We start from the raw sequence: 22,942 nt of genomic DNA, 5'->3' as shown, positions 1-22,942 counted from the left end.
CCGAGCCCGTCACGCACCATGGGGCGGTGCAGATTTCGGCCGAACCGGTCGCCGGGCCCCGGGACGAGCCGGCGATCTCGGTGGTGTCCCAGTGGGTGGTGCTCGCCGGGCGATTGATCCGGCCGTCTTGGCGCACGGGGGAGATCGTCACCGCGGCCCTGGCGCCCGTGGTGTTCACCCTCGGCTTCTACGTGCCGCTGAACCTGGTGATGAGCGCGTACGGGCACGGGCTGAGTAGTTACGCGCAATTCCTGATGCCGATGATCGTGTTGCAGGCGATCTCGTTCTGCGCCATCGCCGCCGCCCACCGCTCGGCCACCGACGCCCGCGACGGCCTCGACGCGCGGTTCGCCACCCTGCCGATGCCGCGCTGGCTGCCCGCCGCGGCCAGGATCACCGCCGCCGCACAGCGTTCGGCGGTCGCGGTGGCCGGGGCACTGGCCTGCGGCCTGGTGATCGGCTTCCGCTTTTACGGAACCTGGTGGCACACCGTGGGGTTCGTCGGGCTGGCGATGCTGGTCGCCCTCGCGCTGTGCTGTGGCGCCGATCTGCTCGGCAGTGTGTCGAGCAGTCCCGAGGCGACCACCCAGGTGCTGGTGCTGCCCCAGCTGCTGTTCGGCATGGTGTCCACCGGCTTCGCCCCGGCCGGCCAGTTCCCCGGCTGGGTCCAGGGCTACGCGCGGCATCAGCCGGTGTCGCGCTTCGTCGACGGGCTGCGGGCACTGGCGGGCGACGCCACCGGCGACGCGGGCGCGGTCGACCTCGCCACCCTCGGTCCCGGCCTGGCCTGGGCGCTCGGCCTGCTGCTCGGCTGCGGCGCACTGGCCTGGTCCCGTGCGGTCCGGCGGCGCGGATGACCACGTCCACGCGCACCCCCCTGCCCAGGGTGACCCGCCACACCGAGACGCTGTGGCTGCTGCTGCCGCAGGCCATGATCCAGACCGAGCGGCTGCTGCGGCGCTGGTACCGCGACCCGCTGACGGTGATGCAGGCCCTGGTGTTCCCCGGCCTGCTGCTGGTGATGCTGAACTCCGTGCTCGGCAAGCAGGTCTCGGCCTTCGCCGAGGCCGACGCGCTCTACGGCTCGGTGCCGATGGTGTCGCTGGTGAGCGTGATGTCCGGTTCACTGGCGGGCGTGGTGACCCTGGGCCGGGAACGCGAGGAAGGGCTGCTCGCCCGGTTCTGGGTGCTGCCGGTGCATCGCGCCTCCGGCCTGCTGTCGCGGGTGCTCGCCGAATGCGCGCGGATCACGGTGTGCACGCTGGCGATCTTCGCGGTGGGGGCGGTGCTCGGCTTCCGCTTCACCCAGGGCCCACTCGCCGCGCTTGCCCTGTTCGCCGTCCCGCTGATCTATGGGCTCGGCTTCGCGACCATGGTGACCGCGCTGGCGGTGTACACCGCGAAAACGACACTGGTCGAGGTCATCTCGCTCGGCTCGTCGCTGCTGATGTTCTTCAGCAGCGGTTTCGTCCCGGTGTCGGCCTATCCGGACTGGGCGCGCCCCTTGGTGGCGCACAACCCGCTGACCCACGCGGTCGACACGATGCGCGGGCTCGCCCTCGGCGGTCCGGTGCGCGGGCCGCTGCTGGCGACGCTGGCGTGGTCGCTGGGCGCCCTCGTGGTGTTCGCGGTGCCGGCGGTGGTCGGGTACCGCCGCGCCAGCCGCTACTGAGCGATCGCGGCGCGCGCCTCGGCCAGCAGCACCGCCGAGTCCCGCGGGCTCAGCGCCATCGCGCGCAGCTGGTCGAAGATCACGCCGAACCGGCGGATCTCGGAGTGGCCCTCGACCAGGGTGTCGATGGCCAGGCTCTCCACGTACACCAGTTCGGGGTCGACCGGATTGCGGAAATCCAGCAGCGTGAACGAACCGGCCATGCCGGGGTGCGCGCCCGCGTCGAAGGGCAGGATCTGCAGGATCACGTTCTTGCGCTTGGTCTCGGTGATCAACCGGTCGAGCTGGCCCGCCATCACCGCCGGCCCGCCGACGACCCTGCGGATGGCCGCCTCGTCCATCACGACCCACAACTCCAGCGGGTCCTCCTTGGACAGGTTGACCGCGCGATCCATCCGCGCCTTGGCCCTGCTCTCATGGTCGCCGCGTCCAGCCGCGGCATCGAGGTGTCGATCACGGCGGCCGCGTACTCGTAGGTCTGCAGCAGGCCGGGCACCGTCGACGTCTGATATTGCCGCGCCGACAGCGCTTCGGCCTCGAAGTTGATGTAGGTGGCGTAGACGTCGGACACCGCGCCCTCGTAGGCGTGCGACATACCGGGTTTGAGCGCGTCGGAGAGCAGGCTCAGCGCTTCTTCGCGCGTTTTGTCGGTGACCTGATACAGGTCGAGCATCGCGCCGAGGGTGCGGCGTTGCGGGCGGGCCTGCGCCATTTCGATGCGATACAGCGTCGTCACGTTGATGCCGGTGCGTGCGCTGACGTCTTCCTTGCTCAGCCCCGCGCTTTCCCGCAACTCGCGCAGCATGGCGGCGAGCCTGCGTAGCCGGACGGTCAGTGTCGTGCGCTTGCCTGCCATGGTTCCCCTTCGCCTGTGGCGCGCTTCGTGAACGCATTATTGCGCTGTGCGACGCCGATGTCACGCGATCGGCCGATAGGTCAGGTTCGGACGCATAACCGATGGTCGGCGGTGGCTCGGCTACCGCGTAACGCCTTGCCGCCGTGCGGATGTGAGCGTGGGTTCTGTCAGGGCGGCTTTACCGCAAGGCTGACAACGCAATCTTGCGTTTCGCTGTGGGAGCGAGCATGATCCAGATAGCCTGGTTGCGAGCAATCCGAACAGAAGACCGGGATAACCGAATCGAGAGCCAATCATGTTGGTACACAAATCTTGGGTGTCGGGTGAATTCGGGGCGTTGCGATGAGCGCGCCGGTGATGGGGGTACTGCCGACTGCGCCGCAATTGTTGTGCGCATTCCAGGGCAGGCGTTTTCAGGATCGAGAATTGTTGCGGTCGGCGCACGCGCTCGCCGAACTGCACGAACGGCGGGCGCAGGTGCGCGACGCCGCGTTGATCGCCGAGATCGATTGCCGTCGCAGCGAACTCGTCGACGACATCAACGACTGGATCGTGCAGGAGATCCCGTTGCACCGCAACGGAGCGTCGCTGCACACCGAGAGCCTCGGCGCCGTCGTCGACCGGATGGCCCGTAGCTGGGTCGACGCCAACCAGGCGATCGATCTCGACGGCGCGCGCAGCGACAGCACGCACAAGCACTGGTACCACCTGGCCGAGCTGGTCGACGGCTACACCGATCTGGTGACCGACGTGGCGGGCGGCAGGCGCAGGCTGCCGGAGCAGTAGGAACTCACGCGTGCTCGGGTGACAGCCTCGCCTCGAAGGCGACGCGGTCACCCCGGTACAGCGACCGCACCCGTTCGATGGGTGCGCCGTCGGCGTCGACACTGCGCCGATGCAACAGCAACATCGGCAGCGCGGTGGTGCATTCGAGCAACCCCGCTTCCCTCGGCGCCGCCAGCACCGTCTCGATGCGTTCCCGCGCGCCGGCGAAGGTGATGCCGGTGGCGCGGATCGCGGCGTACAGCGAGGTGGTGGGGTCGTAGCCGTCGCGCAGCCCGGCGAATCGGGGCAGCGGCAGATACGTGCTCTCCAGGCCGATGCGTTCGCCGTCGGCGAGCAGTACCCGTTCCAGGTGCATCACCGGCGCGCCCGCTTCGAGTTCGAGGTCGGCGGCTGTCGCCCCGTCGGCGGCGATGTCCTCCCAGCCGACAACGATGCGGCCCGGCGTGCGGCCGAGGCTGATCGCGCCCTCGGTGTAGGAGCGCAGCGACAGTGGCTGGGTGAGTTTGGGGCGGGAGACCACCGTGCCCCGGCCGTGGCGCCGGATCCGGCCCGCCACCAGTAGCTCGCGCAGCGCTTGGCGCACCGTCTCCCTGGCGACGCCGAAGCGGGTGGCGAGCTCGCGTTCGGACGGAACGGGATCGCCTTCGCCGAGATCGGCCAGGATGGCGTCGATTTCGGTGCGAACCAGGAACACCTTCGGGACGCGCGTCGTGTGCGGGGCTTCCATGCCGCCCAGCCTACCCGGATTGGTCTATACCAAAAGTTAACGTAGCGTTCGCGCAGCCCACACCTATCGGTCTAGACCATTTGCCACCATCGGTGCATGCGATTGGTCATCATCGGTGGCGGGATACTCGGCACCGCACATGCCTGGGCGGCGATCGCCCGCGGCCACCAGGTCGTCCAGCTCGAACGCGAGCGGGAGGCGCGCGGTGCCACGGTGCGCAACTTCGGTCTGGTCTGGGTCTCCGGCCGGGCGGCGGGGGAGCTCGAGCTGACGCTGCGCTCGCGGGAGCTGTGGGCGGAGATCGGCGGGCGGGTCGCCGGAATCGGCTTCCGGCCCGCAGGCTCGATCACCCTGGTGCGCACGCCCGCCGAACTCGCCGTCGCCGAGGCCGCCGTGGCCGGACCCACCGCGACCGACCGCGGTTTCGACCTGCTCGAGCCCGACGCGGTGCGCGCGCTCAATCCCGCGCTGCGCGGGACCTTCCTGGCCGGACTGCACTGCACGGCCGATGCGGTCGTGGAGTCGCGTCAGGCGCTGCCCGCGTTGCGCGCGCACATGGCGAGCAGCGGGCGCTACACCTTCCACGAGGGCACCGAGGCTCGCTCGGTAGCCGACACCGGCTCCGGCGCCGTCGTGGTCGACGACCACGGCCGCCGCCACGAGGCCGATCTGGTGGTGCACTGCCCGGGCGCCGCCCATTCCGGACTCACCCGGGAACTGGCCGGTGACCTGCCGGTGCGCCGGGTGCGGTTGCAGATGATGCAGACCGCGCCGCTGGGTGAACCGCTCACCACCGCGATCGCCGACGGCGACAGCTTCCGCTACTACCCCGGGTTCGCCGGGGCCGAGGTCGACGCGCTGGCCGCCGAACAGTCCCAGACCGCCACCGCCGCCGAGCACAAGATGCAGCTGCTGTGCGTGCAGCGCCTGCACGGCGGTCTCACCATCGGCGACACCCACGAGTACGCCGAACCGTTCGCCTTCGATGTGGACGAGGCGCCCTACGAGCACCTCACCGAGGTCACCGAGGAACTGCTCGGCCGGAAGCTGCCGCCGATCGTGCGGCGCTGGGCCGGTGTGTACAGCCAATCCGTCGACCCCGACGCCCTCGTCACCCGGGTGCGTGCCGACACCAACGTCTGGGTCGTCACCGGCCCCGGTGGTCGCGGCATGACCCTGGGCCCCGCCCTCGGCGAGCAGACCGCCGACCACCTCGGACTGTGAGGAAGACCATGCCCGACAACACTATTCAGCTCGCCGTCCTCGACATGGCAGGCACCACCGTCGCCGACGGTGGACTGGTGCTGCGCGCCTTCGAGGCCGCGGCCACCGCCGCCGGGATCGAGCCCGAGGGTCCGCGCCGCGACGCGGCCCGCCGCTATGTCCTCGACACCATGGGCCAATCCAAGATCGCGGTGTTCCGGGCCCTGCTCGGCGACGAGAAGACCGCGCAGACAGCCAATCTCGCCTTCGAGGACGCCTACGACGCCCTCATCGAAGAAGCCGACATCGCCCCGATCCCCGGTGCCGCCGAGGCGATCACCGCGCTGCGCGAGGCGGGCGTGCGGGTCGCGCTGACCACCGGGTTCAGCCGTCCCACCCAGGACAAGCTGCTGGCCGCGCTGGGCTGGGACGACCTGGCCGACCTGACCCTGGCCCCGGCCGACGCCAGACGTGGCCGCCCCTACCCGGACCTGGTTCTCACCGCCGCGCTGCGCCTGCGCGCCGACGCGGTCGACCGGATCGCCGTGCTCGGCGACACCACCAGCGATATCGCCACCGGCCGTGCGGCGGGCGCGCGGGTCGTCGCGGGCACGCTGACCGGCGCGCACACCGCCGACCAGCTGTGGGCCGCGGGCGCCACCCACGTCGTCACCTCGGTCACGGAGTTCCCCGCGCTGGTGCTGGCCGCCTGAGCGCGCCACGATCTCCCTTCGATCCACCGTCCCTTCGATTTCCCTCGGCTTCCACACGAAAGTTGCTGTCATCGTGCGTACTTCCCTCACCGCGCGCCGCCTGTCCAGGGTCGCGCTGCTGCTGGCCGGCGTCACCGCCGTCGCGTTCACCGCGGCCTGCGGCGGCACCGGCACCGAATCCACCGGCGGCAAGACCGTCACCGTGTACTCCGCCGACGGTGTCGGCGGCTGGTACAAGAACCGCTTCGCGGAGTTCACCGAACAGACCGGCATCGCGGTCAACCTGGTGGAGGCCGGGTCCGGCGAGGTCGTCAACCGGGTCGACAAGGAGCAGTCCAACCCGCAGGCCGACGTGGTGGTGACCCTGCCGCCGTTCATCCAGAAGGCCAAGCAGTCGGGGCTGTTGCAGCCCAGCGGCATCGACACCGCCGCGATCCCGGCCACCGACAAGGATGCCGAGGGCACCTACGTCACCCTGGCCAACAACTATTTGTGCTTCATCGCCAACCCGTCGGTCGAGTCCGCCGCGCTCACCTGGGACGACCTGCTGAAGCCGGAGTACAAGGGAAAGCTGCAGTACTCCACTCCCGGCCAGGCCGGTGACGGCACCGCGGTGCTGGTGCTGTTGCAGCAGTTGCGCGGCAAGCAGGGCGCGCTGGACTACCTGGCCGCGCTGCAGGCCAACAATGTCGGCCCGTCCTCGTCCACCGGCAAGCTGCAGGCCAAGGTCGACAAGGGCGAGCTGCTCATCGCCAACGGCGACGTCCAGATGAACCTGACCACGGTCAAGGAGAAGGGCTCGAAGTTCGACGTGTTCTTCCCCGCCGCGGCGGGCAAGCGGTCCACCGTGTCGGTGCCGTACGTGATGGGCCTGGCCAAGGGCGCCCCGCACAAGGACGAAGCCACCGAGCTGATGAGCTTCCTGCTCGCCATCGACGCGCAGGCCGAGCTGGGCCCCGAGGCGTTCGCCGTCTCGCCGCGCACCGATGTGCCGGCCCCCGCCGACGGCGGACCGGCCGCGACCCTGCGCGGGGTAGAGGTCGTCCCGGTCGACTGGAACGCGGTGCTCACCGATCTCGACGCCGACCTGGCCGCCTACCAGAAGGCCACCGGCAGCTGAATCAGGCTGCGCGGGAGAGGAGTTGACGATGTCCGACGGTGACCTCGGTACGAAGTCCGCCACCGCCGCCCCCACCGGGACGGCGACGAACGAGCCGGCGATCGTGTTCGACCGGGTCGGGGTCAGCTACGGCAGGGGCCGCAAGGCCGCGGTCGCGCTGACCGATTTCACGCTGCGCGTCGCCGTCGGCGAGACCGTCGCGCTGCTCGGCCCGAGCGGGTCGGGCAAGTCGACCGCGCTCAAGGCGCTGGCCGGGTTTGTCCGGCCCACCTCGGGCACGGTCCGGCTGAGCGGGCGCGATGTTACGGGACTGTCGCCCGCCAAGCGTGGGATCGGGGTCGTGGTCCAGTCCTACGCGCTGTTCCCGCACATGAGCGTGCACGACAATGTCGCGTTCGGGCTGAAGTCGCAGCGGGTGCCGCGGGCCGAGATCGGCGCGCGGGTCGTCGAGGCGCTGGCGATGGTCGGCATGGACGGCTATGCCCGGCGGCTGCCGCGCGAGCTGTCCGGTGGTCAGCAGCAGCGGGTGGCCATCGCCCGCGCGCTGGCCATCCGGCCGCGCGTGCTGCTGCTCGACGAGCCGCTGGCCGCGCTCGACGCGCAGCTGCGGCACTCGATGCTCGGGGAGCTGCAGCAGTTGCGCACAGCGTTGCCCGACACCGCGATGCTGTATGTCACCCATGATCAGGCCGAGGCGCTGGCGCTGGCCGACCGGATCGCGGTGATGCGGGAGGCCCGGCTGGTCGACATCGACACCGCCGAGAACCTCTGGCAGCGTCCGCCCACCGAGTTCACCGCCGCGTTCCTCGGCGGCGCGAACCTGGTGCCGTGCACCGTGAATCACGTCTCCGGCACCGCGGCGCTGGTCACCGCGGGCACCAGTACCCTGCGGGCGCACGCGCCGAAACCCGGCGTCGGCCTGGCCGACTGGGCGCCCGGCGACGCGGCCCTGCTGTGCATCCGGCCGCACACCATCACGCTCGGTAAGCCGGGCGAGCGGGACGCGCTGCGGGCGACCGTGGCGAGCGTGGTGTGGCGCGGCGCGTCCACCCGGGTCGAGCTGGCCGTCGACGGGCTGCCCGACGCGATCGCTGTCGACGTGCCGGGGCATTACACCGGCGAGGTCGGGGCGGTGGTCGGCATGCGGTTGCCCGACCCCGCGGGCGTGCTCATCCCGAACACGGTCGGCGCCGGTCGCGGGCAGGAGGGCGCGTCATGACAGGGCTGGTGTGTCGTCGAAGGTTCCGCACCGGTGCGCCGCCACGGGTCCGGATGTCGCCCGTGGCGCATCGTGGCCGCGAGGTGCGGCGATGAGCGCGCCGGTGCTCGACCGGCCGGATCCCGAGGCCGCGTCGAACAACGTTGTCCCGCAGCGTTCCTGGCTGCCGATGCTGTGGACGCTGCCGCCCGTCCTCGTGGTGCTCGGCATCGCCGGCTACCCGATTCTGCGGGTGCTCACCGAGTCCACCCGAACCCCGACCGGACGCGGCACCGAAGTGTGGACCTCGGTGCTCGGGTCGGCGGCGTTCCTGGACGCGCTGTGGCGCACCGTGTCCATCGCGGTCTGCGCGACGGCGGGCTGCCTGGTTCTCGGCACCTTCCTGGCGATCGTGCTCGCCTTCGTGCCGTTCCCGGGCTCCGGGGTGGTGGGCAGGCTCATCGACACGATCCTGACGCTGCCCTCGTTCCTGATCACCCTGGCCTTCACCTTCCTCTACGGCACGGCGGGCGCGGTGAACGCGCTGCTGGCCGAATTGACCGGTGCGACAAGCCCGGTCGTCGACTTTCTGACCACGCCGCTGGGGGTGATCCTGGCCGAGATCACCTATTTCACCCCGTTCGTGGTGCGGCCGCTGCTCGCGGCGTTCGCGCAACTGCCGCGCGAACAACTCGACGTGGCCGCGAGCCTGGGTGCCTCGCCCTGGCGGGTCCTGCGCCAGGTGGTGCTGCCCGAGGCGTGGCCCGCGCTGGCGGCGGGCGGCAGCCTGGTCCTGCTGCTGACCCTCAACGAATTCGGGATCGTCCTGTTCACCGGCGCCAAGGGCGTGATCACCCTGCCCGCCTTGATCTACACCCGCGGCATCGTCACCTTCGACCTGCCCGGCGCCGCCGTGCTGGCCTCCGTGCAGGTCCTGCTCTCGCTGTCGCTCTACCTCGCCTACCGGTTCGTGTTCGCCCGGTTCACCGCCCGCCCGAAGGGAAACTGATCGTGCTCGTCTGGAGCCCGCGCGGAAAAGCACTGGTACTGGGCGTGTTCGCGCTGGTGGTCGCGGTGGTCTTCGTCGCCCCGATCGCCACCGTGGTCGCGGCGGCGTTCGCGGGCAGCTGGACCGGCCCGCTGCCGTCGGACCTCGGCTTCGCCAATCTGGGCACCGCGCTCAGCGGTGAACAGGTCGCCAGCCTGTCGGTGAGCCTGCAGACCGCGCTGCTGGCAGGCGCCGTCTCGCTGGTCCTCGGGACCTGGGCGGCACTGGCGTCCCGGGAAGCGCCCGACTGGGTCCGCCGCGTCACCGACGCGGTGTTCCACCTCCCCGTCGCTGTTCCGTCGGTCGCCGTGGGCCTGGGGGTGCTCATCGCGTTCAACGAGCGTCCGCTGCTGCTGGGCGGCACCAAGTGGATCGTGATCGTGGCGCACACCGTGCTGGTCCTCGCCTACGCGTTCAGCGCCGTCTCGGCGGCATTGGACCGCCTCGACCCCGCCTACCGCCAGGCCGCCGAATCCCTCGGCGCGGGCCCGATCCGGGTCCTGTGCCAGGTGACCCTGCCCCTGCTGCTCCCCGCTCTCGGCGCCGCCGCCGGCCTCGCGATCGCCCTGTCCATGGGCGAACTCGGCGCGACCATCATGGTCTACCCGGCCACCTGGAAAACCCTGCCCGTCAGCATCTTCGCCCAGACCGACCGTGGCGAGGTCTTCGACGCCGCCGCCGGAACCACCGTCCTCGTGGCGGTGACCCTGCTGGTGCTGGTCGTCCTCGGCCGGCTCCGCGGTCGCGCCGCACTCCGCTGATCAGAGGAGCGCGGCGGCGTCGACGGCGGTGAGGCCGCCGTCGACGCGCAGATCGTGGCCGTTGACGTAGGCCGCGTCGGCGGAAGCGAGGAACGCGACCGCGGCGGCCACCTCGTCGGCGGTACCGACCCGGCCCGCAGGCGACAACGCGCCGACGCCCGCCTGCGCGGCCTCGGAGAGTTCGGCGCGGAAGGCCGGGGTGTCGATATAGCCGGGGCTCACCGAGTTCACCCGGATGCGGCGCGGCGCCAGTTCGGCGGCGAGGGTGCGGGTGAGGTTGTGCACGGCGGCCTTGCTCGCCGAGTACAGAGCCGCCCCTGGGACGCCGCGGTGCAGGCCGAAGGACGCGTTGATCACGATGGCCGCGTGTTCGGGCAGCAGGGGCAGTGTCTTCTGGATGGTGAAGAACGCGGCCTTGACATTGGCGGCGATGACATCGTCGAACAGGGCACCGTCCACCTGATCGATCGGCTGGAACGAGCCGATGCCCGCATTGGCGAAGAGGACGTCCACGCGGCCGAAGCGGTCGGCCACGGCGGCGACCATGGTGTCGAGGTGGCCGAGATCGGTGACATCACCGGCGATCCCGTGCGCGCGCGGACCGAGTTCCGCCACGGCGGCATCGAGCCGCGCCTTGTCCCGGCCGGTCACCACGACCTGGGCGCCCTCGGCGACGAGCCGCTGCGCGGTGGCCAGCCCCATCCCGCTGCTACCGCCGGTGATCAGCGCCGTCTTGCTGTCGAATCGAGAACTGTTGTGCGTCATGGTCTCAGCGTGGCCGCCTGCGGGCGGTCGAGGCAGTGCGCAGTTATCGGGGGAGTGGTACCACCAGGCTCACGGCGTTCGTCACCGTCAGGCGGAGACACGCAGCCGCGGCAGGCGGGCGAGGCGTTCGACGGTGTCGGTGCCCGGTTTCGGGTTGTACAGCACCACAGACCAGTTCGGCTGATCGGCGACGATCAACGTCGTCGCGTCGAAGAACAACTCACCCACCTCGGGATGACGCAGGGCGTTCACCGCCTGCACCGGAACATCGACCTCGTGACGGTCCCACAGCCGCGCGAACTCGGGTTCGACGACAGCGAGTTCGCGCGCCACCCGATGGAATTCGTCGTCGTGCGGAGCCAGCGCCGCATCGGCCCGATAGGCGGCGACCACCCCGGGCGCCGCCGCATCCCACAGCTCGGGCAGTTCGCGGTAGCGCGGACTGGTGAAGAAGGTGACCAGGCAGTTGTGCGGCGCGCCGTCGTCACAACCGAACACCCGGCCCGCCAACACGTTGAACGCCAAGATGTTCCAATACCGATCCCGCACCACCGCGGGCCCACGCTCCCAGCCGTCGAGCAGCTCCCGGATCTCCGGCGTCACCACCGTCCCCGCCACCGCACTCGCCGCCGGCGGATTCAACCCCGCCAGCAGATACAAATGCGCCCGCTCGGGCCCACTCAACCGCAACACCCCCGCCACCGCGTCGAGCACCTCACCCGACACCGTGATGTCACGCCCCTGCTCCAGCCACGTGTACCAGGACACCCCGACCCCGGCCAACATGGCGACCTCTTCGCGCCGTAGTCCGGGCGTACGCCGCCGTCCCACCGCGGGCAGGCCGACATCGCCGGGCCGGACCCGGGCTCGCCGTGACCGCAGGAAATCGCGCAATTCTTCGCGTCGCCGGGCGGATGCCGCACTGACCATGGAACCAAGGTAGCAACGGGGTCGGTATGGTCCGGAAGTCCGTGGATGGACGGGCGGTGTGGCTTTCGTGGGGTCAGTCGAGGCGGGTGTCGTGTGCCGCGCGGTTGGCGAGTACCTCGTCCATGTGCGTCTCGGCCCAGCCCTTGATCTCACGGACCAGTTCGTGCAGTGAGAGGCCGAGGTCGGTCAGTTCGTAGGAGACGGTCACGGGCACAGTCGGCGTCACGGTGCGGGTGATCAGACCGTCTCGCTCCAGCGAACGCAGCGTTTGGGTGAGCATCTTCTGGCTGACGCCCGCCAGCACACGCGACAACTCCGAGTACCGCATGGCACCCGGCTCCCCGGCGCAGGGGTCGACAGGCTGACGCGATCCGCCGGTGGCGAGCGCGGTCACGATCAGAGTGACCCATTTGTCGGAGATTCGTTCGAGCAGTTTGCGGCTCGGGCACGCTGCCAGGAACGCGTCGTATTCGGACTTCGACCGGGCTCTCTTCTGGGCTGCCGTCATCGTCGCCATCAGTCGCTCCTCCAACCCGCGGGTGAGTTAGGCACTGGGAAGTGCCTACTTCCTGGGGGCAACCTACCTGTCGATGCTGAAGCGAGGCTCCTGTCGGTGCCAACCAGTTCGAGATGAAAGGCAGAGATATGAACGCACCCTCCCTCGCGCTACCCGGGGGAACCTGGACCCTGGGTGACCTGACTGTCACCCGATTCGGTTACGGCGCGATGCAGCTCGCCGGACCTGGGGTCATGGGGCCGCCCGCCGATCGCGACGGCGCGCTCGCCGTCCTGCGCGCGGTCGTCGACTTCGGCATCACCCACATCGATACCGCCGACGCCTACGGGCCACGCGTCACCAATCAGCTGATCCGCGAAGCGCTGCACCCGTACCCCGAGCAGCTACATATCGTGACCAAGGTCGGCGCGACCCGCGATCAGCGGGGTGGCTGGCCTCCGGCCCGACGACCCGATCAGCTGCGCCGCGCAGTCCACGAGAACGTGCGGGCGCTCGGCCTCGACGCGCTCGACGTGGTCAACCTCCGGCTGGGCGATGCCGCAGGGCCGCAACCCGGTTCACTCGCGGAGTCCTTCGAGACCCTCGCCGAACTCCAGCAGCGAGGGCTGATCCGCCACCTCGGCGTGAGCAACGCGACGGCCGAACAGGTCGCCGAAGCGCAGACGATCGCGCCGATCGTGTGTGTGCAGAACATGTACAACCTGGCCTACCGCCGAGACGACGGACTGATCGACCGCCTCGCCGGGCAGGGCATCGCCTACGTACCGTTCTTCCCACTCGGTGGCTTCACCCCGCTGCAGTCCGCAGCGTTGTCGGCCGTCGCCGCCCGGATGAACGTGACACCGATGTCGGTCGCCCTGGCCTGGCTGCTGCAACGGTCACCGAATATCCTGCTGATCCCCGGCACTTCGTCGACGACCCACCTGCGCGAGAACCTCGTCGGCGCGGGACTGCCGCTCTCCGGCAAGGACATCGATGAACTGGAACAGATCAGTCACGAGTCGAGTTCCGAGGAGGCGTAGCCGAAGCTGCTGCTCATGGCGCGGTGTCGGCGGCCTCGGTGAGTCGGTGGGCCAGGGCGCGTACGGCGTCGTTGAGGGTGTCGGGGTGCTCGATGACGAACGGGCGGTGCAGGCTCGCGAGCAGGGCGGGGATCCAGTCGAGTCGTTCGGCGCGGATGCGGATCCGGACCCACGGGTCGGTGTCGGCGCGCTGGGGGTCGATCTCGTGGACGGTCGCGATCGTTTCGGGGAGCAGCGGGCGGACCTGGGCGAGCGTGCCCTGGACCCGGACCGAGACCTCGTGGCGGTAGGGCGCGGTGGCCAGTGCGGACAGCAGATGCGCGGCCGGCTCGAATTCCGCGGGGGGAGTGAATGTTCCGGGCTGGGTGGTCACCGCGGTGATGCGGTCCAGCCGGAACCGGCGTAGTTCGTCGCTGTCGCTGTCCATGACCGTCACATACCACCGGCCGGAGTGGCGGACGAGCCCGTAGGGGTGCACGATCCGTTGGCTGGTCCGTCCGTTTCGGTCGGTGTACCCGAGTGCGACCGGTCGGTGCTCGCGGGTGGCCTCGGCGAGCCGGAGCAGGACGGAAGTCTCGACAGCCACGTCCGGGCGCTCGTCGGCGGTGAATTCGACGGTGTCGATCACGGCGTCCAGCCGGGCCGTCAGACGTGGGGGCAGGACGCGGCGGAGTTTGGCCGTCGCGCTGTCGGCGGCGCGGGCGGCGGCTGTCGGCCGGTCGGCGCCTCGGCTGGTGAGGAGCCCGAGCAGCACGGCTACCGCCTCGTCGTCGGTCAGCATCAGCGGTGGCATCCGGTATCCGGGAGCGAGCCGGTATCCGCCGTAGCGGCCCCGCACCGATCGCACCGGGATGTCCAGGTCGAGGAGGTGGGTGACGTATCGCCGGACGGTGCGTTCATCGACGCCGAGCCGTCCGGCGAGTGCGCCGACGGTATGCGTGCCGCCGGTCTGCAACAGCTCGAGCAGGGCCAGCACTCGGGCGGTGGGGCGCGTCATCGGGAAATTCTCGCATTCATACCGGGCGGAAACTGTCCGGTATCGGCTCTACCGTGGCCTGCGGCGGTGGAACCTCCGCCGCATCCGACAGCAGGAGCACACGATGAAGCTCGTCTCGATCCGACTGATCACCGACGACATCCAGCGGCTGGTCAGTTTCTATCGCCATGTGACCGGCGTCGAACCGCACTGGGCCACACCGGACTTCGCGGAGATCGTCACCCCGGCCGGCGCCCTCGCGATCGGCAGCACCCGCACCGTGGCGCTGTTCGCCGCGGGCAGCGCGCGCCCGGCCGACAATCACACGGCGATCATCGAATTCCTGGTCTCCGACGTCGATGCCGAATACCGGCGGTTGCGCGCGACGATCGAGGATTTCGTCAACGAGCCCACGACGATGCCGTGGGGGAACCGGTCGTTGCTGTTTCGCGATCCCGACGGGAACCTGATCAACCTCTTCACCCCGGTCACCGAGCAGGCTGTCGCGAAGTTCGCCGAGTGATATCCGCACACGCGGCTCCGCAGGCCGCCCTCGGTCACGGTGCCGACCGGGGCGGCGGGCCCGATCAGCAGGTGTTCGGTGCGGGCTTTCCGGTGAAGCGGTCGGCGAGGTAGGACATGGCGGTCGGCAGACCCACCATGGCTTCGGTGCCGTGGTCGCCGATCGGGTCCTCGACTCGGTGCACGGGAGTGCCGGTGGCGCAGTATTTCTCGGACAGGGCGCGAGCCGCGGCGATGGGGGACATCGCGTCGGGGACCGCGTGGTAGATCAGGGTGGGCGCGGTGGGGGAGCCGGGGAGGAACAGGGGGCTGGCCTTGCGAGTTGTCTCGCTCACCGCGGGGTTGTCGGTGATCGAACCGGGCCAGGCCTCCAGTGTCGCCGCGTCGAGGAAGGGGTAGGCGAGGGCCGCGTCGTGCATGCAGTGGGACTGGCTCGCGGCGAGTTTCGCGCGGCCGGAATCGTTGAGGTAGCGGGGGATGCCGGCCTCGGGGTAGGAGCGGTTCAGTCCCACCAGGCCGACCACGACCGCGCCGCCCAGCACGCCGCCGCTGAAGCCGGACATGGTGGCCTCGAGGTCGGCGACGACACCGCCCAGCGCGACCCCGGCCAGGCGCAGCAGCTCCGGGGCGTAGGCGCTCTGCGCCTGGGCGGCGATGGCGGTGGCCTGGGCTCCGCCGGAGTAGCCCCAGAGGCCGATCGGGGCCGCGGGGTCGATCGCCGCGGGCGCGAAGGCTCGGGCGGCGCGGATGCCGTCCAGAACGCCGTGCGCGGAGCCGTCGGCGCCGAACAGGTCGGAGTCGGGGCCCTGGTAGTCCGGGACGACCACCGCCCAGCCCTGTTGCACGGCGAGGGCGATCACGCCGGTCTCGCCGTAGGCGTTGCTCGGGCCGCCGCCGCGCAGGGCGTAGGAGGGCGCGCACTGCGAGCCGGCGCCGTCTTCGGCGACCTGGTAGGACAGCAGCGGGCGCGGTCCGGTCCCGGTCCACGGCGCGTGCGGGACCAGCACCGTCGCGAGATAGGCGCGCGGCGCGCCGTGCGTGTCGATCGTCTTGTACCGCAGCTGCCATGCCTGGGCGCGCAGCGGTTGCCGGAACGACTCGGTGTCCACGGCGCGGGACGCGAGCACAGTTCCGTCGGCCAGGCCGGCCAGGTCGGTGGGCTCGGCGTAGAACGAATCCTGTTCCGGGAGCGGCACCGCTGTCGCCCACCCCGCGCACGTCGCCGTCAGCGCGGCGATCGCACCGATCACCGCCGCCCGAAATACCATCGGCCGCATCACAACTCCCACCCCGAGAACGTGTTCTAGTTTGCGACCGCGAGTGTAGTGCGGCCGTCTCCGTGGGGCGGGCGAAAATCGCGAAGCTACTCGGCGGACATCGTGTGCTCGCCACCGGCGGATTGTCACCGCGCGGGCTTACGCTGGGCGGGTGTCGGTACTGCCTCTGATCTTCACCGCGGGCTGGGCCAGCGGGATCAACGCGTATGCGGTGGTGTTCCTGCTCGGGCTGTTCGGCCGGATCGGCTGGGCCGAGGACGTGCCACCCGGACTCCAGCGCACCGATGTGCTCGTCGCGGCCGCGGTGCTGTTCCTGATCGAGGCGGTCGCCGACAAGATCCCGTACCTGGACTCGTTCTGGGACGCCGTGCACACCGTGGTGCGGCCCGCCTCGGGGGCGGTGGTGTCGGCCCTGATCGCGGGCCAGGACGACTCGCTGCCCACCCTGTTCGCCGCCGCGGTCGGCGGGACGACGGCCCTGGCCAGCCATATCGTCAAAGCGGGCACCCGGATGGCGATCAACACCTCGCCGGAACCGGTCACCAATATCGCGGTGAGCACGGTCGAGGACGTGGGCGTCGCCGGCGTGCTCACCCTGGCGGTGTTCTTCCCGATCCTGGCCGCGGTGATCGCGGCGGTGCTGCTGGCGATCGGGCTGTGGGTGGTGTACGCCTGTGCCAGCCGGATCCGCCGCTATCTGCGCCGACGCCGGGAACGCCGGTCGGCCCGCGTGGGCGAGCCGACCGATGCGCTCGAATAGTCAGCGCACCTGCGGCGCCACCTTGGTGCCCAGCAGGTCGATGGTGCCGAGCACCTTCTCCGGCGGCAGCGTGCCGACGCTGGTGTGCAGCATGAAGCGGTCCAGGCCGAGGGTGTCGCGGACCTCGGCGATCTTGCCCGCCACGTAGTCGGGGGTGCCGACGAACAGCGAACCGCTCTGTGAGCGCAGCGCGTCGAACTGTTCGCGGGTCATCGGACCCCACCCGCGCTCACGGCCGATGGTCGACATGGCCAGCGCGTACGGCTCGTAGAAGTCGGCGACGGCCTGCGCGTCGGTCTCGGCGACATAGCCGTGGGCGTGCACCGCCACCGGCTGCTTCTCGTGCCCGCCCTCGGCGAGCGCCCGGTGATACAGCTCCACCAGCGGCTTGAACCTGGCCGGCTGGCCGCCGATGATCGCGATCGCCAGCGGTAGCCCGAGCAGCCCGGCGCGTACGACCGATTCGGGACTGCCGCCCACCGCGATCCACACCGGCAGCGGCCTGCCGTCGGTGCGCGGGTAGACCACCGCCTCGCGCAGCGGTGCGCGGAACCGGCCCTGCCAGGTCACCGGTCCTTCTTCGCGCAGGTGCAGCAGCAGTGCCAGCTTCTCCTCGAACAGCGCGTCGTAGTCGGCCAGGTCGTAGCCGAACAGGGGGAACGACTCGGTGAACGAGCCGCGTCCGGCCATCAGCTCGGCGCGGCCGCCGGACAGGCCGTCGAGGGTGGCGAAGTCCTGGAAGACGCGGACCGGGTCGTCGGAGCTGAGCACGGTGACCGCGCTGGTCAGCTGGATGCGTTCGGTGCGCGCGGCAGCCGCGGCCAGCACGACGGCGGGGGAGGAGGCCGCGAAATCCTTGCGGTGATGCTCGCCGACGCCGTAGACGTCGAGCCCGGCGGCCTCGGTCGCGACGGCCTCGTCGACGACCTCACGCAGCCGCTGGGCGGCGGTCGGCGCGGGCCGGTCGCCGGTGGGGTACAGCTCGGCGAAGGTGGTGAGCCCCAGTTCCATACGAACCTCGTTTCGGGAGACGGGCCGGTGCGGTCACCGGGTAAACGGACCGCAGTCCGAAATGATTCCCCAGTTATGGATGAATGCAGATTATCTATGACGAAACTATAGTGGCCGTATGACCGCACTCGCGCCCGCGCGCACCGAACCTGACCTGTCCTTCCTGCTCGACCGCACCAGTCATGTCCTGCGGACGCAGATGGCGGCGGCGCTGGCCGAGATCGGGCTGACCGCGCGGATGCACTGCGTGCTGGTGCACGCGCTGGAGGCCGAGCGCACGCAGGCGCAGCTCGCCGAACTCGGCGACATGGACAAGACCACCATGGTCGTCACCGTCGACGCGCTGGAGAAGGCGGGCCTGGCTGAGCGCAAGCCGTCGAGCGCCGACCGGCGGGCTCGCATCATCGCGGTGACCCCGGCCGGGGCGAAGGTCGCCGCGCGCAGTGCCGAGATCGTCGACGGGGTCCATCGTGCGGCGCTGGAGTCGCTGCCGAAGGCGGAGCGGGAAACCTTGCTGCGGGCGATGAATCGGCTGGTCGAGGGGCATCTGTCGACGGCCGTGGAGGCGGCGCCGGCGCGTCGCGCGCGGCAATAGTCCGTTATAGATTGTCTGCTACGAAACTATCTAGTACGGTCATTCTCATGACCTCGACTCAGCGCGTCGCCCTCGCGGTGCTCTCCGCCGCGACGCTGATGACCATCCTCGACGGCAGCATCGTCACCGTCGCCCTGCCCGCGATCCAGGCGGACCTCGGCTTCACGCCGGCCGGTCTGAGCTGGACCGTCAACGCCTACCTGATCGCCTTCGGCGGTCTGCTCCTGCTGGCCGGGCGCCTCGGCGACCTGGTCGGCCGCAAGCGGATGTTCCTCGCGGGCACGGTGGTGTTCACCGCCGCCTCGCTGCTGGCGGGCGCGGCGACGAGTCCCGCCGTGCTGGTGGCCGCGCGGTTCCTGCAGGGCGTGGGCAGCGCGGTGTCGGCCGCGGTGGTGCTCGGCATCCTGGTGACGCTGTTCCCCGGCCCGCGCGAACGAGCCACCGCCATCGGCGTCTTCAGCTTCACCGGCGCGGCGGGTGCCTCGATCGGGCAGGTGCTCGGCGGGGTGCTCACCGATCTGCTGAACTGGCACTGGATCTTCCTGATCAATGTGCCGATCGGAGTGGTGACGGTGCTGGTCGCGGCCTCCGCGCTGCCCGCCGACCGCGGGCGCGGCCTGGCCGCCGGTGCCGATGTGCTCGGTGCCGTGCTGGTCACCGCGGGCCTGATGCTGGGCATCTACACCATCGTCGAGATCGAGCGCTACGGCGCGACTTCCGCGCACACCCTCGGCCTCGGCGCCGTGTCCGCCGCGCTGCTCGCCGGGTTCTTCGTCCGGCAGGCCACCGCCCGCGATCCGCTGCTGCCGTTGCGGATCCTGCGTTCGCGCACCGTGGCAGGCGCCAATGTCGTCCAGATGCTCACCCTGGCCGCCATGTTCGCGTTCCAGATCCTGGTGGCGCTGTATCTGCAGCAGGTGCGGGGCTACAACGCCCTGCAGACCGGCCTGGCCATGCTGCCCGCCGCCGTGGCCATCGGCGCGGTCTCGCTGTTCGCCTCGGCGAGACTGATCACCCGCTTCGGGGAGCGCGCCGTGCTGATCGCCGGGCTGGCGCTGCTGCTGGCCGGGATGTCGTGGCTGATCCGGTTGCCGGTCGAGGCCGACTACGTCACCGACGTGCTGCCCATGATGGTGCTCATCGCCGGCGGCGGCCTGGTACTGCCCGCGCTGACGGGGCTGGGCATGTCCGGTGCCTCCGCCGACGACGCCGGACTCGCCTCGGGACTGTTCAACACCACCCAGCAGATCGGGATGGCGATCGGGATCGCGGTGCTGTCCACCCTCGCCGCCACCAGGACCGGTGCCGAACTCGCCGCGGGCGCGTCGCGGGCCGAGGCCCTGACCGACGGTTACCGGCTCGCCTTCGCCGTCGCGGCCGGGCTGCTGGCCACGGCCCTGGTGGTGAGTGCGACGGTGCTGCGTCGCCAGGGCACCGTGGTCCCCGCCGCGCCTGCTCGAGCGGTCCCCGCCTTCTGACTGCGCGTCTCTGACCAGGCGACCTGACCCTCCGCGGGGTCGGGCCGCCCGGTCGTCGTTCCCGGATCGGGCCGCGTGGCGCCTGGCTGTCCTCCCCGGGTCGGGGAAACTGCTCTCCGGCCCGGATCAGGTCGTCGAGTTGCCGCTTCCCGGTCGGACTGCGCGGCGAGTGCCCCGGCCGAGGTGCTCGCCGAACCAGGTGATCAGCTCCGGGTCGTCGAGGCCGTCGGCGACGAGTACTGCGGCCGACAGGTCCTGGGTGCGGGTGTAGGCGTTCTGAGCCGCTACGCAGGGTATGCGGGCGGCGGTGGCGGACAGCACCCCGTTGGCCGAGTCTTCCACGGCGACAACTTGTTCGGGATGGAGGTGGATGCGGTGCAGGACCTCCAGGTAGACCGCCGGGCTCGGTTTGAGGTCGGGCACCTCGGTGCCGGTGACCACGGTGTCGAAGACGTCCCCGAACACGGTGCGCAGCAGGGGTTCCACCCAGGCCCGGGTGCCGGTGGTGGCCACGTGCATCGGGATGCCGTCGCCGGCCAATCGCTCGATGAGCTCGCGGGCTCCCGGGCGCGGTTGGATCAGCCCGTCCCGCACCAGATCCCGCATCAGCTGGGTCTTGCGGGGATGCAGGCGCCGGGCCAGTTCGGCGGCGTGTTCCGGTGACCTGCCGGTGGTTTCGAACCAGTGCGTCATCCGCTGGGTCCCGCCGGCGATCCGCAGCAGCTCTCCGTAGCGGTCGACGTCCCAGCGGTCGGGCAGTCCGGCCTCGGCGAAGGCCGCGTTGAAGGCGACCCGGTGGCCGTCGCGTTCGCTGTCGACGAGGGTGCCGTCCACGTCGAAGATCACCGCCGCGAGCCGGGTCATCGGAGCCCACCCAGGGATTCACGGATCCGTTCGAGCACCCGGTCCACAGTGAACCCGTGCCGGGCCATCACCTCGGCGCCGGGACCGCTGTGCCCGAACTCGTCGATCCCGATCGCCACGTCGACCAGCCCGGCCCAGCCCGCGGTGCTGCCCGCCTCGATGCTGACGGTGTGCGCGCCGCGGTCGGGGGAGTAGCGGCCGCGGTCCAGCGCGGACACGACCCGGGTGCGATACCCGTCCGCGCGCAGCCGCTCGGCGACGGCCGTCGCGAGCGCCACCTCCGAGCCGGTTGCCACGAGCTCGACAGTGCGTGGGCGCTGGTCATCGGTCGTGGCCAGGGCGTCTTCCGCGTCGGTGGACACGGGGTCGGCGATTCGCGGCTCCCGGCCGCCGGCCAGGGTCGGCTGCCCGTCCGAGTCCGTGGCTACGGTCTCGATGGTGCGCATCTCCTGGTCTGCGGAAGTTGTCCAGCCGGGTTCGGTGGTCGAATCCGGCTGGGGCACAGACTGTCTGGACAGGATGAGGGCGGTCGGCCCGTCGGTGCGGGTGAGGGCCAGGTGCCAGGCGTGGGCGGTTTCGGCGTCACCGGCCGGGCGCAGGACCTGTAAGCCGGGGATCAGGCGGAGGGATTCGATGTGTTCGACCGGCTGGTGGGTGGGTCCGTCTTCGCCGACCGCGATCGAGTCGTGGGTGAGCACATAGATCACGGGCTGACGCATGAGCGCCGACAGGCGGAGCGCGGGACGCAGGTAGTCGGCGAAGACGAGGAAGGTGCTGCCGAACACCCGGAATCCGCCGTGCAGGCTGATGCCGTTGAGAATCGCGGCCATCCCGAATTCGCGGATACCGAAGGCGATTCCGGCGGCCGAGAAGTCGTCCCTGGTGACCACCGGGCCGCAGACCGTGCCGGTGGATCCCGCGAGATCCGCCGAGCCGCCGATCAGTTCCGGCATCACCGACAGCGCCGCGGTCAGGCAGGCTTGCGAGGATTGGCGGGTCGCCCGCGGCGCCGTGCCGACGATGCCCGACAGTGCCGCGTCGAGGCCCGCGGGCAGGATTCGCGCACCCGCCCTGGCGAATTCGGTGGCGCGTGCCGGTGCCGACGTGGCGAATGCGGTGTACCGGTCCCGCCAGTCGGCGTGCTCCCGCGCACCGGCGGCGGCGAGCACCGCGCACAGTGCCGCCACCGGCGCGGGCACGGTGAACGACGGGAATTCCCAGCCCGCGGCGGCTTTGGCACGGCCCAGCCGGTCGGCGCCCAGCGGTGACCCGTGGGCCGCCGCGGTACCCGCCACCTCGGGGGCGCCGTGGCCGATCACCGTGCGGACCGCGAGGAAGCTCGGTCGCGGATCGGCCTTCGCCCGGGTGATCGCGGCGTCGATCGCCTCGACGTCGGTGCCGTCGCCCACCAGTTCCGTGTGCCAGCCGTAGGCGGCGAACCGGGCCCGCTGATCGTCACCACAGGACCGCTCGACCGCGCCGTCGATGGTGATGGCGTTGTCGTCCCACAGCACGATCAGCCTGCCCAGTCCCAGGTGTCCGGCGAGCGAGGCGGCCTCGTGGCTCACCCCCTCCATCAGGCAGCCGTCGCCGACGATCGCGTACGTGCGATGGTCGGTGATCGCGGGGTAGCGGGCGTGGGTGAGTCGCTCGGCCAGCGCCAGCCCCACGGCCATCGCCAAACCCTGGCCCAGCGGGCCGGTCGTGCACTCCACGCCCGGGGTCTCGCCGAACTCCGGATGACCCGGCGTCCGCGACCCCAGCTGCCGGAACCGGCGCAACTCGTCGACGGGCAGGTCGTAACCGAACACGTGCAGCAGTCCGTACAGCAGCGCCGAGCCGTGCCCGGCCGAGAGCACGAACCGGTCCCGGTCGGCCCAGCCGGGATCGGCCGGATCGTGCCGCAGATGCCTGCTCCACAGGGTCCACGCCATCGGCGCGGCCCCCATCGGCATGCCCGGATGCCCCGAGTTCGCGGCCTCGACCATGTCGGCGGCGAGGAAACGCAGGGTGTCGACGGCGAGCTGATCGGTGTCGACCGACGGCTCGGCGACCGAGGCGGGAACAGTGGATTCCGGCATGGTGCGCCCTTTCTGATCGGGGTCGTTCCATCCGACCGCGTGCCAGGTCCGCCTGCCTCC

General features: G+C 70.7%; 23 protein-coding genes and 1 pseudogene. 14 read left to right on the top strand and 10 right to left on the bottom strand.

Annotated elements, in window-relative coordinates; genetic code table 11:
* The first annotated feature begins 26 nt into the window (after positions 1-26).
* Together EL493_RS26335 and EL493_RS26330 are read left to right on the top strand one after the other, a co-directional pair.
* Positions 27-857, top strand: coding sequence for an ABC transporter permease (locus EL493_RS26335; protein ID WP_022565607.1), 831 nt, complete (start codon positions 27-29; stop codon positions 855-857).
* On the top strand, positions 854-1,672 hold the full coding sequence (locus EL493_RS26330; protein WP_019048161.1) for an ABC transporter permease: 819 nt from the start codon (positions 854-856) through the stop codon (positions 1,670-1,672). The genes EL493_RS26335 and EL493_RS26330 overlap by 4 nt, the downstream gene beginning before the upstream one ends.
* Here the strand turns inward: EL493_RS26330 and EL493_RS26325 are convergent.
* Positions 1,666-2,477 (bottom strand): annotated as a pseudogene (locus tag EL493_RS26325) (helix-turn-helix domain-containing protein). The gene EL493_RS26330 and the pseudogene EL493_RS26325 overlap by 7 nt on opposite strands.
* A 477-nt stretch (positions 2,478-2,954) precedes the next feature.
* On the opposite strand from EL493_RS26325, the gene EL493_RS26320 reads away from it, so the two are divergent.
* Complete coding sequence (locus EL493_RS26320; RefSeq protein ID WP_019048160.1) at positions 2,955-3,314, top strand: DUF4254 domain-containing protein; 360 nt, start codon at positions 2,955-2,957, stop codon at positions 3,312-3,314.
* A 4-nt stretch (positions 3,315-3,318) separates the two neighbouring features.
* Here EL493_RS26320 and EL493_RS26315 read toward each other — a convergent pair whose 3' ends face one another.
* Positions 3,319-4,041, bottom strand: coding sequence for a GntR family transcriptional regulator (locus tag EL493_RS26315; RefSeq protein WP_019048159.1), 723 nt, complete (start codon positions 4,039-4,041; stop codon positions 3,319-3,321).
* Between the two features lie 96 nt (positions 4,042-4,137).
* Between EL493_RS26315 and EL493_RS26310 the strand changes: the two genes are divergently transcribed.
* The 6 genes from EL493_RS26310 to EL493_RS26285 all read left to right on the top strand — a co-directional run bounded on the left by EL493_RS26310 (position 4,138) and on the right by EL493_RS26285 (position 10,084).
* Positions 4,138-5,265: a TIGR03364 family FAD-dependent oxidoreductase gene (locus EL493_RS26310; protein WP_019048158.1), complete on the top strand. Its 1,128-nt coding sequence runs from the start codon at positions 4,138-4,140 to the stop codon at positions 5,263-5,265.
* Positions 5,266-5,273: 8 nt separating this feature from the next.
* Positions 5,274-5,957, top strand: coding sequence for a phosphonatase-like hydrolase (locus EL493_RS26305; RefSeq protein ID WP_022565610.1), 684 nt, complete (start codon positions 5,274-5,276; stop codon positions 5,955-5,957).
* Positions 5,958-6,030: 73 nt separating this feature from the next.
* Complete coding sequence (locus EL493_RS26300) at positions 6,031-7,077, top strand: 2-aminoethylphosphonate ABC transporter substrate-binding protein (protein WP_019048156.1); 1,047 nt, start codon at positions 6,031-6,033, stop codon at positions 7,075-7,077.
* A 28-nt stretch (positions 7,078-7,105) separates the two neighbouring features.
* Complete coding sequence (locus EL493_RS26295) at positions 7,106-8,296, top strand: ABC transporter ATP-binding protein (protein WP_019048155.1); 1,191 nt, start codon at positions 7,106-7,108, stop codon at positions 8,294-8,296.
* A 91-nt stretch (positions 8,297-8,387) separates the two neighbouring features.
* On the top strand, positions 8,388-9,284 hold the full coding sequence (locus EL493_RS26290) for a 2-aminoethylphosphonate ABC transporter permease subunit (protein ID WP_019048154.1): 897 nt from the start codon (positions 8,388-8,390) through the stop codon (positions 9,282-9,284).
* A 2-nt stretch (positions 9,285-9,286) separates the two neighbouring features.
* Positions 9,287-10,084, top strand: coding sequence for an ABC transporter permease (locus tag EL493_RS26285; RefSeq protein ID WP_022565611.1), 798 nt, complete (start codon positions 9,287-9,289; stop codon positions 10,082-10,084).
* Here EL493_RS26285 and EL493_RS26280 read toward each other — a convergent pair whose 3' ends face one another.
* The 3 genes from EL493_RS26280 to EL493_RS26270 form a co-directional block, all read right to left on the bottom strand.
* Positions 10,085-10,849, bottom strand: a complete 765-nt coding sequence (locus EL493_RS26280) for a glucose 1-dehydrogenase (RefSeq protein WP_019048152.1) — start codon at positions 10,847-10,849, stop codon at positions 10,085-10,087.
* Positions 10,850-10,936: 87 nt separating this feature from the next.
* Complete coding sequence (locus tag EL493_RS26275) at positions 10,937-11,779, bottom strand: helix-turn-helix transcriptional regulator (protein WP_030202879.1); 843 nt, start codon at positions 11,777-11,779, stop codon at positions 10,937-10,939.
* Positions 11,780-11,852: 73 nt separating this feature from the next.
* On the bottom strand, positions 11,853-12,296 hold the full coding sequence (locus EL493_RS26270) for a winged helix-turn-helix transcriptional regulator (protein ID WP_019048150.1): 444 nt from the start codon (positions 12,294-12,296) through the stop codon (positions 11,853-11,855).
* A gap of 128 nt (positions 12,297-12,424) precedes the next feature.
* Between EL493_RS26270 and EL493_RS26265 the strand changes: the two genes are divergently transcribed.
* Positions 12,425-13,318 (top strand): aldo/keto reductase family oxidoreductase, encoded by an 894-nt coding sequence (locus EL493_RS26265; RefSeq protein WP_019048149.1) that lies wholly within the window; start codon positions 12,425-12,427, stop codon positions 13,316-13,318.
* Positions 13,319-13,331: 13 nt separating this feature from the next.
* Here the strand turns inward: EL493_RS26265 and EL493_RS26260 are convergent, their stop codons facing one another.
* Positions 13,332-14,315, bottom strand: a complete 984-nt coding sequence (locus EL493_RS26260; protein WP_022565612.1) for a helix-turn-helix transcriptional regulator — start codon at positions 14,313-14,315, stop codon at positions 13,332-13,334.
* A gap of 103 nt (positions 14,316-14,418) precedes the next feature.
* On the opposite strand from EL493_RS26260, the gene EL493_RS26255 reads away from it, so the two are divergent.
* Positions 14,419-14,817 carry a VOC family protein gene (locus tag EL493_RS26255; protein WP_019048147.1) on the top strand — a complete coding sequence of 133 codons (399 nt, stop codon included), beginning with the start codon at positions 14,419-14,421 and terminating at the stop codon, positions 14,815-14,817.
* Between the two features lie 64 nt (positions 14,818-14,881).
* Here EL493_RS26255 and EL493_RS26250 read toward each other — a convergent pair whose 3' ends face one another.
* On the bottom strand, positions 14,882-16,084 hold the full coding sequence (locus tag EL493_RS26250) for a lipase family protein (RefSeq protein WP_051719545.1): 1,203 nt from the start codon (positions 16,082-16,084) through the stop codon (positions 14,882-14,884).
* A 160-nt stretch (positions 16,085-16,244) separates the two neighbouring features.
* On the opposite strand from EL493_RS26250, the gene EL493_RS26245 reads away from it, so the two are divergent.
* A complete protein-coding gene (locus tag EL493_RS26245) occupies positions 16,245-16,853 on the top strand; it encodes a DUF4126 domain-containing protein (RefSeq protein ID WP_019048145.1) in 609 nt (202 codons plus the stop codon).
* On the opposite strand, the gene EL493_RS26240 is transcribed toward EL493_RS26245, so the two are convergent.
* The gene (locus EL493_RS26240) at positions 16,854-17,864 is read right to left on the bottom strand and encodes an LLM class flavin-dependent oxidoreductase (RefSeq protein ID WP_019048144.1); all 1,011 of its coding nucleotides are present in this window, start codon (positions 17,862-17,864) and stop codon (positions 16,854-16,856) included. It abuts the gene before it with no gap.
* 118 nt (positions 17,865-17,982) lie between these two features.
* Between EL493_RS26240 and EL493_RS26235 the strand changes: the two genes are divergently transcribed.
* Both EL493_RS26235 and EL493_RS26230 read left to right on the top strand, forming a co-directional pair.
* Complete coding sequence (locus EL493_RS26235) at positions 17,983-18,459, top strand: MarR family winged helix-turn-helix transcriptional regulator (protein WP_019048143.1); 477 nt, start codon at positions 17,983-17,985, stop codon at positions 18,457-18,459.
* A 47-nt stretch (positions 18,460-18,506) separates the two neighbouring features.
* A complete protein-coding gene (locus EL493_RS26230; RefSeq protein ID WP_019048142.1) occupies positions 18,507-19,937 on the top strand; it encodes a DHA2 family efflux MFS transporter permease subunit in 1,431 nt (476 codons plus the stop codon).
* Between the two features lie 126 nt (positions 19,938-20,063).
* Here EL493_RS26230 and EL493_RS26225 read toward each other — a convergent pair whose 3' ends face one another.
* Together EL493_RS26225 and EL493_RS26220 are read right to left on the bottom strand one after the other, a co-directional pair.
* Entirely contained in the window at positions 20,064-20,801 is a 738-nt protein-coding gene (locus EL493_RS26225; protein ID WP_019048141.1) for an HAD-IA family hydrolase, read from the bottom strand.
* Positions 20,798-22,882: a transketolase family protein gene (locus EL493_RS26220; RefSeq protein ID WP_019048140.1), complete on the bottom strand. Its 2,085-nt coding sequence runs from the start codon at positions 22,880-22,882 to the stop codon at positions 20,798-20,800. The genes EL493_RS26225 and EL493_RS26220 overlap by 4 nt, the downstream gene beginning before the upstream one ends.
* Positions 22,883-22,942 lie beyond the last annotated feature (60 nt).

Origin of the sequence: Nocardia asteroides, assembly GCF_900637185.1 — a bacterium.
Taxonomy (GTDB): Bacteria; Actinomycetota; Actinomycetes; order Mycobacteriales; family Mycobacteriaceae; genus Nocardia; species Nocardia asteroides.
The sequence above is the reverse complement of the archived record's forward strand: the minus strand, read 5'-3'. Positions and strand labels throughout refer to the sequence as shown.

Coding starts and splice junctions, on each gene's coding strand:
- EL493_RS26250 (WP_051719545.1), bottom strand. CDS start 16,084: ATGGTATTTCGGGCGGCGGTGATCGGTGCGATCGCCGCGCTGACGGCG.
- EL493_RS26310 (WP_019048158.1), top strand. CDS start 4,138: ATGCGATTGGTCATCATCGGTGGCGGGATACTCGGCACCGCACATGCC.
- EL493_RS26305 (WP_022565610.1), top strand. CDS start 5,274: ATGCCCGACAACACTATTCAGCTCGCCGTCCTCGACATGGCAGGCACC.
- EL493_RS26260 (WP_022565612.1), bottom strand. CDS start 14,315: ATGACGCGCCCCACCGCCCGAGTGCTGGCCCTGCTCGAGCTGTTGCAG.
- EL493_RS26295 (WP_019048155.1), top strand. CDS start 7,106: ATGTCCGACGGTGACCTCGGTACGAAGTCCGCCACCGCCGCCCCCACC.
- EL493_RS26235 (WP_019048143.1), top strand. CDS start 17,983: ATGACCGCACTCGCGCCCGCGCGCACCGAACCTGACCTGTCCTTCCTG.
- EL493_RS26330 (WP_019048161.1), top strand. CDS start 854: ATGACCACGTCCACGCGCACCCCCCTGCCCAGGGTGACCCGCCACACC.
- EL493_RS26230 (WP_019048142.1), top strand. CDS start 18,507: ATGACCTCGACTCAGCGCGTCGCCCTCGCGGTGCTCTCCGCCGCGACG.
- EL493_RS26225 (WP_019048141.1), bottom strand. CDS start 20,801: ATGACCCGGCTCGCGGCGGTGATCTTCGACGTGGACGGCACCCTCGTC.
- EL493_RS26220 (WP_019048140.1), bottom strand. CDS start 22,882: ATGCCGGAATCCACTGTTCCCGCCTCGGTCGCCGAGCCGTCGGTCGAC.
- EL493_RS26275 (WP_030202879.1), bottom strand. CDS start 11,779: ATGGTCAGTGCGGCATCCGCCCGGCGACGCGAAGAATTGCGCGATTTC.
- EL493_RS26315 (WP_019048159.1), bottom strand. CDS start 4,041: ATGGAAGCCCCGCACACGACGCGCGTCCCGAAGGTGTTCCTGGTTCGC.
- EL493_RS26255 (WP_019048147.1), top strand. CDS start 14,419: ATGAAGCTCGTCTCGATCCGACTGATCACCGACGACATCCAGCGGCTG.
- EL493_RS26280 (WP_019048152.1), bottom strand. CDS start 10,849: ATGACGCACAACAGTTCTCGATTCGACAGCAAGACGGCGCTGATCACC.
- EL493_RS26290 (WP_019048154.1), top strand. CDS start 8,388: ATGAGCGCGCCGGTGCTCGACCGGCCGGATCCCGAGGCCGCGTCGAAC.
- EL493_RS26270 (WP_019048150.1), bottom strand. CDS start 12,296: ATGGCGACGATGACGGCAGCCCAGAAGAGAGCCCGGTCGAAGTCCGAA.
- EL493_RS26240 (WP_019048144.1), bottom strand. CDS start 17,864: ATGGAACTGGGGCTCACCACCTTCGCCGAGCTGTACCCCACCGGCGAC.
- EL493_RS26265 (WP_019048149.1), top strand. CDS start 12,425: ATGAACGCACCCTCCCTCGCGCTACCCGGGGGAACCTGGACCCTGGGT.